15 protein-coding genes and 1 pseudogene are annotated in these 16,541 nt (G+C 67.4%); 7 read left to right on the top strand and 9 right to left on the bottom strand.

Going from position 1 to position 16,541, the window contains the following annotated elements; translation table 11 throughout:
• Positions 1 to 17: 17 nt before the first annotated feature.
• On the bottom strand, positions 18 to 1,022 hold the full coding sequence (locus D3H34_RS18000; protein WP_119555400.1) for a S1C family serine protease: 1,005 nt from the start codon (positions 1,020 to 1,022) through the stop codon (positions 18 to 20).
• 88 nt (positions 1,023 to 1,110) lie between these two features.
• Between D3H34_RS18000 and D3H34_RS17995 the strand changes: the two genes are divergently transcribed.
• A complete protein-coding gene (locus D3H34_RS17995) occupies positions 1,111 to 1,971 on the top strand; it encodes a TatD family hydrolase (RefSeq protein WP_119555470.1) in 861 nt (286 codons plus the stop codon).
• Positions 1,972 to 2,101: 130 nt separating this feature from the next.
• Positions 2,102 to 2,584, top strand: coding sequence for a hypothetical protein (locus D3H34_RS17990; protein WP_119555398.1), 483 nt, complete (start codon positions 2,102 to 2,104; stop codon positions 2,582 to 2,584).
• 66 nt (positions 2,585 to 2,650) lie between these two features.
• On the opposite strand, the pseudogene cysC reads toward D3H34_RS17990, so the two are convergent.
• The 6 genes and pseudogenes from cysC to D3H34_RS17960 form a co-directional block, all read right to left on the bottom strand.
• Positions 2,651 to 3,217 (bottom strand): annotated as a pseudogene (cysC, locus tag D3H34_RS17985) (adenylyl-sulfate kinase); the annotation flags it as partial.
• The gene (locus tag D3H34_RS17980) at positions 3,190 to 4,077 is read right to left on the bottom strand and encodes an STM4011 family radical SAM protein (RefSeq protein ID WP_119555394.1); all 888 of its coding nucleotides are present in this window, start codon (positions 4,075 to 4,077) and stop codon (positions 3,190 to 3,192) included. The gene D3H34_RS17980 and the pseudogene cysC, both read right to left, overlap by 28 nt.
• Positions 4,071 to 5,405, bottom strand: coding sequence for an STM4012 family radical SAM protein (locus tag D3H34_RS17975; protein WP_205736749.1), 1,335 nt, complete (start codon positions 5,403 to 5,405; stop codon positions 4,071 to 4,073). The genes D3H34_RS17980 and D3H34_RS17975 overlap by 7 nt, the downstream gene beginning before the upstream one ends.
• Positions 5,399 to 6,190 carry an STM4013/SEN3800 family hydrolase gene (locus tag D3H34_RS17970; RefSeq protein ID WP_119555466.1) on the bottom strand — a complete coding sequence of 264 codons (792 nt, stop codon included), beginning with the start codon at positions 6,188 to 6,190 and terminating at the stop codon, positions 5,399 to 5,401. Before D3H34_RS17970 ends, D3H34_RS17975 begins: the two co-directional genes overlap by 7 nt.
• Positions 6,191 to 6,204: 14 nt before the next feature.
• The gene (locus tag D3H34_RS17965; protein WP_119555392.1) at positions 6,205 to 7,287 is read right to left on the bottom strand and encodes an STM4014 family protein; all 1,083 of its coding nucleotides are present in this window, start codon (positions 7,285 to 7,287) and stop codon (positions 6,205 to 6,207) included.
• A 10-nt stretch (positions 7,288 to 7,297) separates the two neighbouring features.
• Entirely contained in the window at positions 7,298 to 8,209 is a 912-nt protein-coding gene (locus tag D3H34_RS17960; RefSeq protein WP_119555390.1) for an STM4015 family protein, read from the bottom strand.
• A gap of 216 nt (positions 8,210 to 8,425) precedes the next feature.
• Here D3H34_RS17960 and D3H34_RS17955 point away from each other — a divergent pair, with 216 nt between their 5' ends.
• From D3H34_RS17955 to D3H34_RS17930, 5 genes are all read left to right on the top strand, one after another.
• The gene (locus D3H34_RS17955) at positions 8,426 to 8,947 is read left to right on the top strand and encodes a DNA-deoxyinosine glycosylase (RefSeq protein ID WP_119555464.1); all 522 of its coding nucleotides are present in this window, start codon (positions 8,426 to 8,428) and stop codon (positions 8,945 to 8,947) included.
• Positions 8,947 to 9,732 (top strand): class I SAM-dependent methyltransferase, encoded by a 786-nt coding sequence (locus tag D3H34_RS17950; RefSeq protein ID WP_119555388.1) that lies wholly within the window; start codon positions 8,947 to 8,949, stop codon positions 9,730 to 9,732. Before D3H34_RS17955 ends, D3H34_RS17950 begins: the two co-directional genes overlap by 1 nt.
• Before the next feature lie 18 nt (positions 9,733 to 9,750).
• The gene (tfpB, locus tag D3H34_RS17945) at positions 9,751 to 11,541 is read left to right on the top strand and encodes a type IV pilus assembly ATPase TfpB (RefSeq protein ID WP_119555386.1); all 1,791 of its coding nucleotides are present in this window, start codon (positions 9,751 to 9,753) and stop codon (positions 11,539 to 11,541) included.
• A 245-nt stretch (positions 11,542 to 11,786) separates the two neighbouring features.
• Positions 11,787 to 12,275, top strand: coding sequence for a tripartite tricarboxylate transporter TctB family protein (locus D3H34_RS17935; RefSeq protein WP_119555384.1), 489 nt, complete (start codon positions 11,787 to 11,789; stop codon positions 12,273 to 12,275).
• Positions 12,276 to 12,297: 22 nt separating this feature from the next.
• Positions 12,298 to 13,809: a tripartite tricarboxylate transporter permease gene (locus D3H34_RS17930; protein WP_119555382.1), complete on the top strand. Its 1,512-nt coding sequence runs from the start codon at positions 12,298 to 12,300 to the stop codon at positions 13,807 to 13,809.
• 71 nt (positions 13,810 to 13,880) lie between these two features.
• Here D3H34_RS17930 and D3H34_RS17925 read toward each other — a convergent pair whose 3' ends face one another.
• On the bottom strand, positions 13,881 to 15,221 hold the full coding sequence (locus tag D3H34_RS17925; RefSeq protein ID WP_119555380.1) for an amidohydrolase: 1,341 nt from the start codon (positions 15,219 to 15,221) through the stop codon (positions 13,881 to 13,883).
• Between the two features lie 29 nt (positions 15,222 to 15,250).
• Positions 15,251 to 16,528, bottom strand: a complete 1,278-nt coding sequence (locus tag D3H34_RS17920; protein WP_119555462.1) for a porin — start codon at positions 16,526 to 16,528, stop codon at positions 15,251 to 15,253.
• Between the last annotated feature and the right edge of the window lie 13 nt (positions 16,529 to 16,541).

Here is a 16,541-nt window from a genome sequence, read left to right as displayed (position 1 = left end):
CGAAGAAGTCAGAAAGGTCAGAACGGTGGCGAGCCTGCCGCCGAGGCCGCGTTCTCGATCGGCACCGCGAAGCCGATGCCGATGAAGGTGCGCTGTTGCGTCGGGTTGAGGATGGCGGTGACGATGCCCAGCACCTCGCCGTCCATGTTGATGAGCGGACCGCCCGAGTTGCCGGGGTTGGCGGCGGCGTCGAACTGGATCAGGTTACCCAGTTCCTGCTTGCCCTCGGGCGAACGGAAGGAGCGCTTCAGGCCCGACACCACGCCCGACGACACCGAGGGCCCGATGCCGAACGGAAAGCCCACGGCGGCCACGGCATCGCCGGAGCGCAGGTCGGCGGTGGAGCGCATCACGGCGGGGATCAGGTCGTCGGGAATCTTCTGTGCCTGCAGCACCGCGAGGTCGTTCTCGGGCTGCACGCCGGTGATGACGGCCACCGCTTCGAGGCCGTCGGCGAAGGTGACCTTGATCTTCTCGGCGCCGGCGACCACGTGCAGGTTGGTGAGGATCACGCCCTTGTCGACGATCACCACGCCCGTGCCCACGCCACGCTCGACCTCGCCCGGCGTGCCGCCGTCGGCGGGCGCCTCGGGCGGCTTGCCCTTGGCCATGTTGCGGCCGCGCTTCTGGGTCTTGGCCTCGGGCGTGGTCTTCTCGGGGCCGTAGCCGACCACGCGCACGACGGAAGGCCGCACGATGTCGGCGGCCTTGGCGGCGGGCGAGGGCAGGGTGGCGGTCTGCAACGTGCGCAGCACGGCGGCGTCGATGTCCTTCTGCGTGAGCGCCTTGGCGCCGTGGCGCGGCGCCCAGTAGGCGCCCCCGGCGGCGATGGCGATGCAGGTGACGGTCAGCAGCGCGAAGGCGCGGCGCCCGGGTTGCCAGCGCGCGCGCGGTGCGGGAGCGGTGGCTTGCACAGTGTCGGCTTCGGGCACAGCCGCGGCATCCGCCGGCGACCCGGCCGCCGGTTCTGCGGCCGGCGGCAGCGTGCGGGGCGAGCGGCTGTAGAAGGCGGGCCTGCGCATCGAAGCACCTCCGGCAAAAAGGACGCTAGAAGGAGTTCACAGTAGCACGCTTTCCGCGCCTGTGCATCCCTTCGGGCATCATCGCGCGATGGCTGCGTTTGTCGATACCCACTGTCACCTCGATGCGCCCGAATTCGGTGCGGAGATGCCTGCGATCCGGGCCCGCGCGGCCGCGCGGGGCGTGTCGATGTGCGTCATCCCGGCGGTGGCGGCCTTCAATTTCGCGACCGTGCGCGAGCTGGCCCACGCGCAGGGCGACGCTTACGCGCTGGGCATCCACCCGCTGTGCACGGGCGAGGCGAGCGATGCCGACCTGGCAACGCTCGATGCCGAACTGGCCGCGCGACGCGGCGACCCGCGCCTGGTGGCGGTCGGCGAGATCGGGCTCGACTACTTCGTCGAAGGCCTGGACGCGGACAAACAGGAACGCTTCTTTCACACTCAGTTGCAACTGGCGCGCAAGCACGGGCTGCCCGTGCTCATCCATGTGCGCCGCTCGGTCGACAAGGTGCTCAAGCACCTGCGACAGACGGCGGGTGGCAGGCCGTGGCACGGCATTGCCCACGCGTTCAACGGCAGCGAGCAGCAGGCGCAGGCGTGCATCGACCTCGGACTCAAGCTGGGCTTCGGCGGTGCCGTGACCTTCGAGCGTGCGTTGCAGTTGCGCCGTCTTGCGACCACGTTGCCGATGGAGGCGCTGGTGATGGAAACCGATGCGCCCGACATCCAGCCGCACTGGCTCTACCGCACGCAGGCGCAGCGCGACGCCGGACAGGCGCAGGGCCGCAACGAGCCTGGCGAGTTGCCGCGCATCGCCGAGGTGGTGGCGCAATTGCGGGGCATCGACATCGAGTCGCTGGCTGAAAACACCACGCGCAATGCGGTGGCAGCGCTGCCGAAGCTCCAAAGTCTGCTGAACGTGTCGGAAGGGCGTCCGCCTCCCGCGTAGGTCAAGTTCCCGAGTTGCGCCAGCGCAGGCCATGGGGCCGTTTTTGATGTCATCCTTGAAGTTCGAAGTGACGTTGGTTGTCCAGTGGCACTGTCGTCACTCCGCACTTCACTCAAAAAAGGAGTCTTTCATGACCACATCTTTTGTTCGCACCCTGCCCGTCGCGCTCGCATTGGCGCTGGCCTCCATCGGTGTGTCGGCCGTTGCGCAAACCACTGCCGAGCCCACCACCACCGAGAAGGTGAAGGAAGCCGGCAAGGATGCCGTGAACGCCACCGAGCGCGGCGCCGAGAAGGCGTGGGACGCCACCAAGAGCACGACCAAGAAGGCCGTGAACGCCACCGAGAGTGGCGCAGAGAAGGCCTGGGATGCCACCAAGAGCGGCACCAAGAAGGCAGCCAACGCCACCGAGCGCGGCACCAAGAAGGCCTGGAACGCGACCAAGAACACCACGAAGAAGGCCACCAACGCCACCAAGAAGGCGGCCGTGAAGACCGGCGACGCAGTTGAAAACGCCGGCCACAAGACGGCCGACGGCATGCGCAGCGCCGGCAAGGCGATCGGCGAGAAGGTGCCGGGCACGGCCGAGAACGAAGCCGCGAAGAAGCCCTAAGCGGGCGCCGAACCCGACATGAAAAACCCGCTTCGGCGGGTTTTTTTATGGGAAGCGTCGTCGCCTTTAACGGCCTGCCTGTTCTGTAGCGCGCAGCAATTCGATCACCTGGTCCGCGAGCGCATCGGGGGACGCATGGGCGCCGTCGAGGCGTAGCTCCGGCCGTTCCGGTGCTTCATAGGGGGAGTCGATGCCCGTGAAGTCGGCGATCTCGCCTCGCCTTGCCTTCCGATACAGGGATTTCGGATCGCGCGCTTCCGCGATCTCGATCGGTGTATCGACATGAATCTCGAAAAATGCGCCCGCTGGAACGAGCGAGCGGGCCATCGCGCGAGCGCTGCGAAACGGCGAGATGAGCGCCACGATGACGGTCAGGCCCGCCGCGCGCATCAGTGCCGCGACCTCGGCAACCCGCCGGGTGCTTTCCATGCGGTCCGCATCGGTGAAGCCGAGGTCGCGGTTCAGGCCGCGCCGCATGTCATCGCCATCCAGCAGGACCGTGTGCCTGCCCAGCGCGTGAAGCCGGGTCTCGACCTTGCGCGCCACGGTCGACTTGCCCGCACCGGAGATGCCGGTGAGCCAGACGACGCAGGGCGTTGCGTCCTTCAGGCGCGCGTGTCCGGCGTTGTCCATGGCGGGCGGGTGTCGTGGTGCAGCGGAATGCGGGCGAGCACGCCATCGCCGTAAGCGGGGTAGAAGTCGAGGTCCCGGCGATGCACGTAGCCGATGAAGCAGTCGCACTTGAACCGGCTGCAAGGTCGCTCCTCCAGCATGCCGTCGAGGTCGTCGGCATAGAGGTTGCCCAGTCGCCGCGGGATGAAGTGGCACCTTTGCACTTCGCCGGAGCCATCGACGACGATGGCTTCGGAACCTGCGCGGCAGGCCTTTCCGCGTGACGGCCCGGGCGAGTGCTCGTGGACGAACCGGGGGTCGAGGGCATCGAGCCACTGCAGGTCCTGGGCCGCGTAGTAGCCCGGGCCACGCCTGTCGTAGGCGTTGAGCCAGAAGGGCGTCGTTTCAGGCAGTGCTGATTTCAGGGCGCGAATGGCCTCGTAGTGCTCGTGTCGGGCGACGACACCGACCGAATGGCCGATGCCCAGCATGGAAAGCTGCCGGGTCCGCTCGAGGAAGCGCTCCATGCGCGTCTGGTCGGGGTGATAGGTGCACCACAGGGAGATCTTGCCGGCCGGTGCCTCGGCAAGCCACGACAGCGGCCCCGCGAGGTTGGTCTGCAAGGCCACCTGGGACACATGCGGCATCGCCGCGAGCGTCAGCATCGCGTGGCGGTAATGGCGTCGCACCATGGCCTCGCCCCAGGGCGTGAACAGGACACGCAGAGGGCGGCTCTGCCCGCCCGCCCAGTCGACGAAGCGTGCCACCTCGGCGGCATCCCGCGCCAGCGTGGCGCGGGAGTCCCGCCGCTTGGCGAACGGGCAATAGCTGCAGCTGTAGTTGCAGCTCGACAGGCTTCCTCGGTAGAGAACGGTCAGCATGGCGCGTCCGGCATCAGGCGGCGCACGGCTGCCGATGCGAGCCAGGGGCCGATGGTGTCCGAATAGGAAACGCCCTGCGCGTTCAGCTGGAAAAGGCCCGCCTCATCCGTCGCGAGTTCCAGCGTCGTCAGTTCCTGCAGTTGCGGCAGGTCTTCGAGCACGGAGGCGCCGAAGCGCTGCGTGTAGGCGGCGTGCGACAGGCCGGGGTCTGTGAGCAGCGACTGGATCACGAAGCGCCGGCGTTGCTCGTCGCTGTCGAGTTCGAACCCGTAGCCGGCCTGCGCGAACTGTTCCTCGTCGCAGGCGATGAAGTCCTCGATGATGCTGCGCGTCGCGCTGCGCTGCACGGCGTAGCTGGACGAATAGTGAAAGCCGCGGGTGTAGGAGCGGGCACCGGCACCGAACCCCACCATGCCGTCGTCCTGGCAGCAGTAGACCGGGCCGCTGTCCCGGGGGGCATGTGGCGCGCGAAACATGCGCATCGAGACCTGCGTGTAGCCCGCGTCCAGCAGGCGTGCCCGTGCCGCGGCGTACAGCGCCTGCCGGAAATCCGCACCCTGGTCGGCCTTGCGGATCGCCATCTTCCCGAGCCCGGTCTGCTCGCGCACATAGAGCGGGTAGAGGTAGAGCTCTTCCGGCGCGAACGACAGCGCGCTCTCGATGGAGGACAGCCAGCTTTCCACCGTCTGGCCGTCGATGCCGTAGATCAGGTCAAGGTTCAGGACCGGAAAACCCGCCTCCCGGATCTGGCGGATGGCCTCGACGACCACGGCGTTCTGCTGCGGACGTGCCAGCGCGCGCACCTCGTGCTGCGCAAAGCTCTGGATACCCATGCTCACGCGTTGCACGCCCATCGTCCGGCACACGCGCATGCGGTCCGGCGTCACCGTCTCGGGCGAGACCTCGATGCCCGACGGTGTGGCCTGCAGGTCGATGCCGAGGATGCGCTCGGCAGCGACATACAGCCGTTCGAGCAGCGCGGCCGGGAGGTAGCTGGGCGTGCCGCCACCCACCGCCAGCCGTGCGAACCGGCGCTCGCCGAGGGCGCGGTCCATGGCCTGCATCTGCCGCACGACGGCATCGACATAGGACTCGACGAGCGTCTCGGCGGGCTGCGCCATCGCGAAGAGGTTGCAGAAGCCGCACCGCATCGTGCAGAAGGGCACGTGGATGTAGGCAAAGAGCGCGGAGCGATCTTCCGTGGCCCAGGCTGCGCGCAACGACCGGGAGGGCAACGCGCGGTAGGCGCTCTTGTGCGGGTAGCTGTACGAGTAGGCCTGGTAGGGCCCCTGCTGCAGCCATTCGGCGAGTGAGGCGGCTTTCAGCACGACGTCCCCAGGAAGAAGTGCGCGTACGGAACGGTCCACACGCACTCGTGGCCGATGCGGTGGCCGTGGAACCCGTCGTCGCCATAGGCCGTGCCGTGGTCGGAGCAGACGATCACGAAGGTGGGCCCGCGCGACGCGCATGCATCGAACAAGGGGGCCAGCGCGCCGTCCACGTAGCGCAATGCGGCGGCATGGGTCTCGATGGAGTCCTCGGCATGACCAGGGAGGTAGGCGCGATTCGGTGTATGGATCGACGACACGTTGATGAAGAGAAACACACGCTGCGCATCGGCACGCAGCCGCTGCACGGCCAGGTCCACCTGGCGCTCCGTGGACCGGCGATGCCCCACGCCCAGCGCGGGATTCCAATGGCTCTCGGCGAACATCCCGGGGAAGACGTTGCCCAGCGCGTTCTGCTTGTTGAAGAAACCCACGCCGCCGATGCAGACCGTGCGGTATCCGCGTGCGCCCAGGCCCTTGGGGATGTTTTCTTCGTCGAAGACGAAGGTGGTGCGCGCCGTGGTTTCGCTGCCGCGAAAGGCGGTGGCGAACAGCCGGGGGTGCGATCCCGGCGTGGCGGGCGTCGGCAGGTAGCCGGCAAAGAATGCGTGGTGGGCTGCGTAGGTGAAGTTGCCCGGCGTGTGGCGCTTCTCCCAGCCTTGCGGAGGCAGGTGCCGCGAGAGCACCGGCAGCTCGCCGCGCTCGAAGGCCGTTTGCGCCACGTCGTAGCGCAAGGTGTCGAGCGTGATCAGCACGATGTCGTGGGTGCCGACCACTTGGTTCATGTCGACGGTCCCGCTCATCGCATCGCGCCGTCGCCGAAGGCGGTGGCGTAGGTGTCCTTGCCTTGCCACAGCCAGCCCGGCAGCAGGTCGCCGAAGGCGTTGGCCTCCAGGACCCGCGCCTGCCCCTGGCGCACGACGAGATCGAACCCGATGACGTTGCTGTGCGGAAACACGCTCGCGGCGCGTTCGGCTGTGGCGGCGAGCGCCGTCTGGTCTTCGGGGGCGAGCACGCGGTCGGGATCGACGCGCTCGCTGTCCAGGTGGAGATTGGTCATCGGCCGTTGTCCCAGGCGCGCAACGCGATGCGCGACGCGGCCGCCGAAGGTCACCGCGCGCAGGTCGAAATGCCCCGCGCCGTGGCGCGGCTTGGGCAGCCAGGCCTCCGCGTAGGCGCCCTGGGCGCACACGAGGTCGACCACGCGGCGCACCTCGTCGTGCCGCGTGTAGCAGGACATGCGCTTGACGTTGAACAATCGCCCGTCCTCGTGAAGTTGCGCGGTCGTGGCGGCCTGCTGCTGCCCGCGGCGATTGCGCCGGAATGCGATCACACCGGACGCGGATGAACCGTAGCGGGCTTTCAGGAAAACGCGATCCAGGTCGCCCTGGTTCATCAGGGCCACCAGATGTTCGTAGTCACGCACCAGACCCAGCAGGGGCGCGGTCGGCACGGATCGCGACTGGAGTTGCTGCTGGCAATCCAGCTTGTCGGTCATCGCCAGGATCTCCGCGGGCGCGTTGACCGCCTGCACATGAGGCATCGCCGCGAGCATGTGCCCGAGGCGATGCATCGCCACGCTGAACCCTTCGAACCACGCATCCGCGTGCGCCAGCTCGCCCCGTTCGATGGGGACACAAGGTGCTCGGCCGAGGCGCTTGCACCCGATGTTCACGAGCGTCATGTGCACCCGTGCATCGTCCCCGGGCGGTTCGATCTTGAAGCGGCAGGGTTGCTGGAGGCGGTCTTCCAGCGCGTGCGCATCGGCCAGCCATTCGCGCCATTCGACAAGCCGTACGGCGGCGCCCGTCTCCCGGGCAGCGGCGAGCAAGCCTTGCGTGCGCTTGCTCGTCGCAACGCCCAGCACCACCCACGGGAGCATCGCCGGACGCCTACTCGCCAACCGCCACGTACCGGTAGCCTTCGTCGGGCTCCTGCGGATCGTCCAGGACGACTCCGGGGATGGCCGCGCGCAGTTGGGCCTGAACCGGTGCGCCGATGTAGTGGTGCGACAGGTCGAGGCGTTTGAGCGACGCGACATGAGGGCTCGCGAGCAAGGCCTTGGCGCCTTCGTCGCCGAGCGTGCCGAGCGACAGGTCGAGGGTTTCGAGGTCTGCGACCCAGCTTTCGGTCGCCAGCCAGGCAGCCACCTGGTCGGCGATCTCGGCATCGCGAAGCCCGAGGTGGCGCAGCTTGGGCGTGCGAAGTTTCTGCAGCAGGCGACGGAACAGATCGACGTCGCCCTCGAAGCCGTATTCGTCGGTGCCCAGCCACAGTTCGAGGCGCTCGAGCGATGGGAGCGTGGATTGCGCCAGGCCCTCGCTCACCTCGCGCGGCAAGCCGCCGGATTCGATCGTGAGCTCACGCAGCGCGGAATGGCTGAACGCGGGCAGCTGCAACGAGGTCGCACCGCGGATGCGCAGCACCTCGAGCTGGGGAAAGGCCTGCAGGAGGCGCTGGTAGTTCCCCTGGATGATCCAGGAAATCTCGCAGTCCTCGAAGGTCATGTCGCCGACGAAAAGCGCCTTGAGGTTCGCCAGTTCGGACGCCTGCTTGATCAGGACCTCGAACGCGTCGTCTGGGCCGGTGTCGTGGGGCTCGGACCAGGGCCCGAGGATCAGGGCGTCGAGGGAGGTCTTGTCGACCCTGGACAGGTATTCCTCGAGCAGGGCGCCCATCGAGCGGCCGTCGTCGTAGTCGAGGCACAGGCGGTGGACGATGCCGGCGCCGCCGGCCACGTCGCCACCTTGATAGTCCTGAACACTCTTGCCGAAAAACGTCTCGGTGCGTTCCGAGATGGTCATGCTTGCTCCCTCCGCCAGGATGTGTCGATGAAGCGCGGAGAATACCTGACGGGTCGGGCCGGCCCATGACGATTCGGTGGCTGTTTCCGGCGAAGTTGCCGGTCTTTCTTTCGGTGGGAGTGGTGCTGCTTTCGCCCCCTCGCTCGTCGAAGGTCGGGCAGGGTCAAGGCCCGCGGCTTCATGACGGTGGGCGGCGACGGTGCCAAGATGCAGCCCATGAATCCATCCGCCGCACCCGGCAGCCCGGTGCTCACAGGCCTCGCCCCCATCGTCGGCCCTTGCACCGCCGTGCTCATCCTCGGCAGCTTCCCCGGCGTCAAGTCGCTCGAGCGGCAGCAGTACTATGCGCATCCCCAAAATCAGTTCTGGAAGATCTTGCAAGCCCTCTGGCCCGACCCCCCGCTTCCGACGGGTGCAGACAGCTACCGCGCGCGCTGCGACTGGCTGCTTGATCGCGGCCTCGGCGTGTGGGACGTGTACGGCGCCTGCGAGCGCGAGGGCAGCCTCGACACGGCGATCCGTTCGGCGGTCGTGAACGACATCGCCGGCCTGCAACTGCCGAAGCTCGCGGCCATCGCCCACAACGGCGGCGAGAGCTTCAAGCACGCACGCCACACGCGCACCCTCGGGGTGCCTGTCTACTCGCTGCCTTCCACCAGCCCCGCCAATGCGTCGTGGTCCTTCGAGCGCAAGCTCGCGGCCTGGCGCGAGGTTTTCGTCGCCCACCACCTTCTCTGATGGCTTCTTCCGCTTCTTCTTCCAAGAAAACCCTCGTCCTGCCCGAAGTCAATTTTTCCGACTGGGGCGACATCCGCTACCTGCACCTGGGCACCGAATGGGTCCAGGGCTCGATGAAGCTCGACGCGCCGTTCGAGATCGAGCTCGAGTACGTGCAGCGGATGATGGCCTGGCTGCTGTTCGTCGACGGCAAGGGCGTGGGCAACCGCCACGCGATGCAGCTCGGCCTGGGCGCGGCCACGCTCACCAAGTTCAGCCGCAAGACGCTGCGCATGCGCACCACCGCCATCGAGCTGAACCCGCAGGTGGTCTCGGCCTGCCGCGGCTGGTTCAAGTTGCCGGCCGACGACCTGAAGCTGCGCGTGGTGATCGCCGATGCGGCCGAGGAAATCCGCAAGTCCGAATGGCACGGCACGGTCGATGCGCTGCAGGTCGACCTGTACGACCACGAAGCAGCCGCGCCGGTGCTCGACAGCGAAGACTTCTACGCCGACTGCCGCGCGCTGCTCACCGAAGATGGTTGCATGACGGTCAACCTCTTCGGCCGCTCGTCGAGCTACGAACGCAGCCTCGAGAAAATCGCCGCCGCCTTCGGTGCCGATGCCGTCTGGGCCTTCAAGCCGACGCGTGAAGGCAACACGGTGGTGCTGGCCCAGCGCACGCCGTCCCGCCCGAAGCGCGAGGTGCTTGCCGAGCGCGCCCAAACCATCCAGACTCGCTGGGGCCTGCCCGCGCCGAAGTGGTTGCGGGTCTTCAAGCCGATGACGCTTTCCCTCACCACCTGATCACCTGACCTCCGGTTCATGAGCGCTGTACCCGCCGCTGCTTCCGCCTCCGCCGCCCGCCACGAAGGGCCGCTCGACCTGCGTCGCCTGATCGAATGGCTCGCCACCGACGGCGTGATCTCGCCGATGGAGGCCAAGCGCACCATCGCGCGCTGTGCCCAGGCCGAGAGCCGGCAGGCGCCGCTGGTGCGCCTGGCCAACGTGGCCATGACACGCGAGGCCGACGGCAAGCCGCTCGACCTCGAATCGCTCACGCAGTGGCTCGCCGGCCGCGCCGGCCTGACCTACCTGCGCATCGATCCGCTCAAGGTCGACGTGGGCAAGGTGGCCGACACCATGAGCGCCGCTTACGCCGAGCGCCACAAGGTGCTGCCGGTGCAGGTGCTGGGCGGCGAGGTGGTGGTGGCCACGGCCGAGCCCTTTCTCACCGACTGGATCGCGGAAGTCGAGCGCCAGTCCAAGCGCACCGTGCGCCGCGTGGTCGCCAACCCGGCCGACATCCAGCGCTACACGGCGGAATTCTTCGCGCTCGCCAAGTCGGTGCGCGCGGCGCAGAAAGCCGGCGGCAACACCGGCGGTGCGAGCTTCGAGCAGCTGGTGGAGCTCGGCAAGAGCAACAAGCAGCTCGATGCCAACGACCAGAGCGTGGTGCAGGTGGTCGACTGGCTGTGGCAGTACGCCTTCGACCAGCGCGCCAGCGACATTCACCTGGAGCCCCGGCGCGAGCAGGGCGTGATCCGCTTTCGCATCGACGGCATCCTGCATCCCGCGTATCAAATGCCGATGGGCGTGATGAACGCGATGGTCGCGCGCATCAAGCTGCTGGGCCGCATGGACGTGGTCGAGAAGCGCCGCCCGCTCGACGGCCGCATCAAGACCCGCAACATGCGCGGCGACGAAGTCGAAATGCGCCTGTCGACCTTGCCGACCGCCTTCGGCGAGAAGATGGTGATGCGCATCTTCGACCCCGACACGGCCGTGAAGGACCTCGACGCGCTGGGCTTCGCGCAGCACGACGCGCAGCGCTGGGAGCAGCTCGTCACGCGGCCCAACGGCATCATCCTGGTGACCGGACCCACAGGCTCGGGCAAGACCACCACGTTGTACTCCACGCTCAAGCGCGTGGCGACCGAAGAGGTCAACGTGAGCACGGTGGAAGACCCGATCGAAATGATCGAGCCGTCGTTCAACCAGACGCAGGTGCAACCGCAGCTCGATTTCGGTTTCACCGAGGGCCTGCGCGCGCTGATGCGGCAGGACCCGGACATCATCATGGTCGGCGAAATCCGCGACCTCGCCACCGCCGAAATGGCGGTGCAGGCCGCGCTCACCGGCCACCTCGTGTTCAGCACGCTGCACACCAACGATGCGCCCAGCGCCATCACGCGGCTGATGGAACTGGGCGTGCCCTCGTACCTGATCACCGCGGTGATGCTGGGCGTGCTCGCGCAGCGGCTGGTGCGCACGCTGTGCCCGCATTGCAAGCAGCCCGACGACGCGGTCACGCGTGAAAGCCTCGAGGCCATCGTCAAGCCCTGGCAGATCACCGGCCCGGTGCGCGCCTACAAGCCGGTGGGCTGCGTCGATTGCCGCATGACGGGCTACATGGGGCGCATGGGCCTGTACGAACTGCTGAGCGTGACCGAGCCGTTCAAGGAGCAGGTCACCAAGGAGCCCAACCTCACGGGCCTGCGGCGCCAGGCCGTGATCGACGGCATGCGGCCGCTGCGCCTGGCCGGCGCGCTGCGCGTGGCCGAAGGTGTGACAACCATCGAAGAAGTGCTCAGCGCCACGCCTCCGCTCGAGTGACGCGATGAAGGCGCGCACAGCGCGCCGTCCTTTCTTTCCAGAAACGCCGTGGAACCGGCTTGGCCGGGCCACTGGTGTTGCCCCCTGCAAGGGGGTTGGCGAAGCGACACGAAGTGCGCGCAGCCTGGGGGTTAGGCATGAACTATTTCGGGTTATCCCTAGCCCTGCGGTTAGTGGAATCCACATCAGCCTGACCGGAGGCTGACTCGACAATCCCGCATCGAAATTGTTCGAGGAGACTGTTCGTGAAAATCAAAAGTCAGAAAGACTTTTTCTCGGGACTGATGTTCACCGTCGTGGGCGTGGCGTTCGCATGGGGCGCCACCACCTACAGCGTGGGCAGCGGCGCCCGCATGGGCCCGGGGTACTTCCCGCTGATGCTCGGCATCCTGATGGCCCTCATCGGCCTGGGGATCATGTTCAGCGGCCTGACCGTTGAAACGACCGACGGCGAAAAGATCGGCAAGTGGGCCTGGAAGCAGGTGGTGTTCATCCTGGGCGCCAACCTCGCATTCGGCATCCTGCTGGGCGGCCTGCCGAGCTTCGGCATTCCGGCCATGGGCATGATCATCGCGATCTACGCGCTCGTGATCATCTCGAGCCTCGCCGGCCACGAGTTCAAGCTGCCCACCGTGCTGGTGCTTGCCACCATCCTGGCCGTTGGCAGCTACGTCGCATTCATCTGGGCGCTCAAGCTGCAGATCCAGGTCTGGCCGACCTTCATCACCGGTTGAGAAGAAGAAAGCTGCTCACACCATGGAACTGTTTGAACACCTCTCGCTGGGTTTTGGCGTTGCCTTCACCTTCACGAACCTGCTGTACTGCCTGGTCGGCTGTATCCTGGGCACGCTGATCGGCGTGCTGCCGGGCATCGGCCCCGTCGCGACGATCGCGATGCTGCTGCCCGCCACGTACGCGCTGCCGCCTGTGTCGGCGCTGATCATGCTGGCCGGCATCTACTACGGCGCGCAATACGGTGGCTCGACCACCGCGATTCTGGTGAACCTGCCGGGCGAATCGTCGTCGGTGGTGACCGTGATCGACGGCTACCAGATGGCGCGCAAGGGCCGCGCAGGTCCGGCGCTCGCCGCGGCCGGCCTGGGCTCGTTCTTCGCAGGTTGCGTCGGCACCTTGATTCTTGCGGCCTTCGCGCCGCCGCTGACCGAACTGGCCTTCAAGTTCGGCCCCGCCGAATACTTCTCGCTGATGATCCTGGGCCTGATCGGCGCCGTGGTGCTGGCTTCGGGTTCGCTGCTCAAGGCGATCGCGATGATCGTGCTGGGCCTGCTGCTGGGTCTGGTGGGCACCGACGTGAACTCGGGCGTGGCGCGCTTCAGCTTCGACGTGCCTGAACTCACCGACGGCATCGGCTTCGTGGCCATCGCCATGGGCGTGTTCGGTTACGGCGAAATCATTGCCAACCTGTCGCGTCCGGACGAAGAGCGCGAAATCTTCACCGCCAAGGTCTCGGGCCTGTTCCCGACCAAGGAAGACTTCAAGCGCATGCTGCCCGCCGTGCTGCGCGGCACCGCGCTGGGTTCGTCGCTGGGCATCCTGCCCGGTGGCGGCGCGCTGCTGTCGGCCTTCGCGGCCTACACCATCGAGAAGAAGACCAAGCTGCATCCGGGCGAAGTGCCCTTCGGCAAGGGCAACATCCGCGGCGTGGCCGCGCCTGAAGCTGCCAACAACGCCGGTGCGCAGACCTCCTTCATTCCGCTGCTGACGCTGGGCATTCCGCCCAACGCGGTGATGGCGCTGATGGTGGGTGCGATGACGATCCACAACATCCAGCCCGGCCCGCAGGTGATGACCAGCAACCCGGAGCTCTTCTGGGGCCTGATCGCCTCGATGTGGCTCGGCAACGCGATGCTGGTGATCCTGAACCTGCCGCTGATCGGCATGTGGATCAAGCTGCTGTCGGTGCCCTACAAGTTCCTGTTCCCGGCGATCGTGCTGTTCTGCGCGATCGGCGTGTACTCGACCAACAACAACACCTGGGACATCTGGATGGTGGGCGTGTTCGGCTTCGTGGGCTACACCTTCTTCAAGCTCGGCTGCGAACCCGCGCCGTTGCTGCTGGGCTTTATCCTGGGGCCGATGATGGAAGAGAACCTGCGCCGTTCGCTGCTGCTGTCGCGCGGCGACTGGAGCGTGTTCGTCACGCGTCCGATCTCGGCCGGCCTGCTGATCGCTGCAGCGCTGCTGCTGATCATCGTGCTGCTTCCTGCCGTGAAGTCCAAGCGCGAAGAGGCCTTCGTCGAAGACTGATCGACGGCCCTGGCCTGCAAGTAGAAACGGCGCCCTCGGGCGCCGTTTTTCTTTGGAGGGATGCCTGGCCCTTATTTGCTGGCCAACGCGCTGAGCACCGCGACGGTCATCGCATGCACGCCGGTCTTGATCGACGGCTCCGGCACGGGTGCGAAGAAAGGCGAATGGTTGCGCGCGAGCGGCTTGCCGCCGGGCTGGGCGGAGGCCGCGATGTCGCGCGCATCGAGCACGCCGATCGTGAAATACATCGACGGCACGCCGGCGTTGATGAAGGCCGAGAAGTCTTCGCTGCCTGTCGATGGCGCAGTGGTCTGGACGACGTGCGCCGCGCCCAGCGCCTGCTTGAGGGCGGTGGCTGCGCGGGTCACGACGGCTTCGTCGTTGACCAGGGCTTCTCCGCCCGGCACCAGCTTGACCACGGGTTCGGGCGCGCCGCTCGTGGTGGCGGCGGCCATCGCCATGCGGCGCACGCCGTCCAGCAGCTTGTCGCGCACCTGCGGCTTGTAGGAGCGGATGGTGCCGCGCAGTGTGACCGTGTCGGGAATGATGTTGCCGGCGGTGCCGCCCTGGATGGCGCCGATGGTCACGACGCCGAACTCGGCCGGGTCTTTTTCGCGGCTCACCACGGTCTGCACGTCCGTCACGAAACGCGCGGCGATCACGATCGGGTCGATGGTCGTGTGCGGCCGCGAGCCGTGGCCGCCGCGTCCCCTGAAGACGATCTCCAGCGCATCGGAGTTGGAACTGCTGATGCCGATGCCGTAGCCGACGGTGCCGTGCGGCGTGGGTGCCGTGTGCAGCGCGAACGCGGCGTCGGGCTTGGGAAACCGCGTGAACAGTCCGTCCGCGAGCATCGCCTTGGCGCCCGACACGGTTTCTTCGGCGGGCTGGCCGATGAACATCAGCGTGCCCTTCCATTGGTCCTTGAGCGCGACCAGTGCGCGTGCGGTGCCGAGCCAACTGGCCATGTGGATGTCGTGGCCACAGCTGTGGGCCACGAAGCTGTCCCGACCGCCCCAGTCGGTGCGGGCCTGGCTGGCGTAGGGCAGACCGGTCTTCTCTTCCATCGGCAGGCCGTCCATGTCGGTGCGCACCATGACGACCGGTCCGGGGCCGTTGCGGTAGAGCGCGACGACGCCCGTGCCGCCGACCTTCTCGGTCACCTCGAAGCCGATGGCGCGCATCTCGGCGGCCAGCTTGGCGGCGGTGCGCGTTTCCTTGAATGCGAGTTCGGGGTGGGCGTGCAGGTCCTTGTAGAGGGTGTCGAGCCGGGGGTACATGCTCTCGACGAGCGACATGATTGCCGGGGCCTGCGCCGACGCGACGGGTTGGGCCTGCGCGCCAGCGCCGAAGGCGAGGAATGCGGCCGCGGCCAATGAGCGAAGGGCAAGGGTGGGTGCGTGGGTCAACATGGAATGAAGGCAGGGATGGGGAACCAGGGTCAGAAGATGTGCCGGATGCCGAAGTCGTAGCCCATGGCACTGCGCGGGCGCCAGCCGCTGGCAGCCAGGTAGCCTGGATAGGGCGCGTCGCTGCCGCTCGTCACGGAGCCGATGGCCTTGTCGTTCTGCCCGTTCTTGATGCGAACGCGCGCGAACGTGGCGTACAGCGCCGTGCGGCGGGACAGGTGGTGCACATAACCCAGCGCCCATTGGCTGGCGCTGGCACTCTGCGCCGCGTCGCTTGGCAGGCCGGTGTCGTCGGCCCGGTACTTCACGCGACCGAAAGAGGCGCGAATGAGCCCGGCGCCCACGGGCACCGTGGCGCCCACGAGGTAGCCGTTGTATTTGTCGGTGCGCTCCGGTGCCCAGGGCTGTGCCTGCGCGCGCCGGTGCCGCAGCTGCGACAGCTCGCCCAGCAGCTTGACCGGGCCGAAGTCGTAGGTGGCGCTCAGGCTGACGGTCTTCAGCCGGTCGTCGCCACCGGCATCGAGGGGCGGCTTGGCCGTGGCACCCGAGGGCAGGCGGTCCTTGTTGTCTTCGCCGAGTGCCAGTGCCACGTTGAGCGGTCCCTTCGCGTAGCCGAAGCGGCCACCCATGTAGCGCCCGCGTTCGTTCGTCGGCGTGAGGTCCGGGCTGTAGCGGATGTTCTCGGGCAAGGCGTACTGGACCTGCCCGTAGAAGCCGCCGAGATCCGGCGGCAGGAAGTAGCCGATGCTGTTGCTGGCACGCGCGTAGTTGTCGCCGGCGGCGACGCCGGCCGGTGCACCGCCGAGCAGGGTGGAGGAGGCGCTTTGAACCCGAGCCATCACCGAGAGGCCGACGCCCTGGATGGCGAACGGGTCGGCCAGCGAGTCGTTGCGGAAGATCGGCGTGTAGTCGCGGCCCAGCCGCACTTCGCCGAAGCCACCCGACAGACTCACCGTGGAGCGCTTGGCAAAAGCCGCAAGGCCTGTCTTGCCGTCGTCGTTGCTGATGTTCGACTCCAGCCAGAAGCTCGCTGCCAGGCCGCCGCCCAGGTCCTCCGTGCCCCGAAAGCCCAGGCTGCTGCCGCGGTAGCCGCCGCGTGACAGCGTGGTCTGGCTTTGCGTCACCCTCGGCACGGCGGCCGCAAGCCAGGCGGCGGAAGGGCGTCGCGGATCGAACGTCGGGCGGTATTCGCTGACGGTCTCGAAGTGACTGACGCCCGCGTCCACCACGCCGAAAAGCGTCACCGAGGACTGCGCCGACGCCGCGCCGGCAATGGCCAGCATGGCGAGGGCGAGCGGGTGCCGCTTCATCCGCATCGCGCGC

It is taken from the genome of Acidovorax cavernicola (genome assembly GCF_003581445.1).
Note: the sequence above shows the minus strand (reverse complement) of the source record. Positions and strands in the feature narration are given on the sequence as shown.

Coding starts and splice junctions, on each gene's coding strand:
- D3H34_RS18000 (WP_119555400.1), bottom strand. CDS start 1,022: ATGCGCAGGCCCGCCTTCTACAGCCGCTCGCCCCGCACGCTGCCGCCG.
- D3H34_RS17965 (WP_119555392.1), bottom strand. CDS start 7,287: ATGCTCCCGTGGGTGGTGCTGGGCGTTGCGACGAGCAAGCGCACGCAA.
- D3H34_RS17920 (WP_119555462.1), bottom strand. CDS start 16,528: ATGAAGCGGCACCCGCTCGCCCTCGCCATGCTGGCCATTGCCGGCGCG.
- D3H34_RS17995 (WP_119555470.1), top strand. CDS start 1,111: ATGGCTGCGTTTGTCGATACCCACTGTCACCTCGATGCGCCCGAATTC.
- D3H34_RS17980 (WP_119555394.1), bottom strand. CDS start 4,077: ATGCTGACCGTTCTCTACCGAGGAAGCCTGTCGAGCTGCAACTACAGC.
- D3H34_RS17925 (WP_119555380.1), bottom strand. CDS start 15,221: ATGTTGACCCACGCACCCACCCTTGCCCTTCGCTCATTGGCCGCGGCC.
- D3H34_RS17950 (WP_119555388.1), top strand. CDS start 8,947: ATGGCTTCTTCCGCTTCTTCTTCCAAGAAAACCCTCGTCCTGCCCGAA.
- D3H34_RS17955 (WP_119555464.1), top strand. CDS start 8,426: ATGAATCCATCCGCCGCACCCGGCAGCCCGGTGCTCACAGGCCTCGCC.
- D3H34_RS17930 (WP_119555382.1), top strand. CDS start 12,298: ATGGAACTGTTTGAACACCTCTCGCTGGGTTTTGGCGTTGCCTTCACC.
- D3H34_RS17990 (WP_119555398.1), top strand. CDS start 2,102: ATGACCACATCTTTTGTTCGCACCCTGCCCGTCGCGCTCGCATTGGCG.
- D3H34_RS17970 (WP_119555466.1), bottom strand. CDS start 6,190: ATGAACCAAGTGGTCGGCACCCACGACATCGTGCTGATCACGCTCGAC.
- D3H34_RS17960 (WP_119555390.1), bottom strand. CDS start 8,209: ATGACCATCTCGGAACGCACCGAGACGTTTTTCGGCAAGAGTGTTCAG.
- tfpB (WP_119555386.1), top strand. CDS start 9,751: ATGAGCGCTGTACCCGCCGCTGCTTCCGCCTCCGCCGCCCGCCACGAA.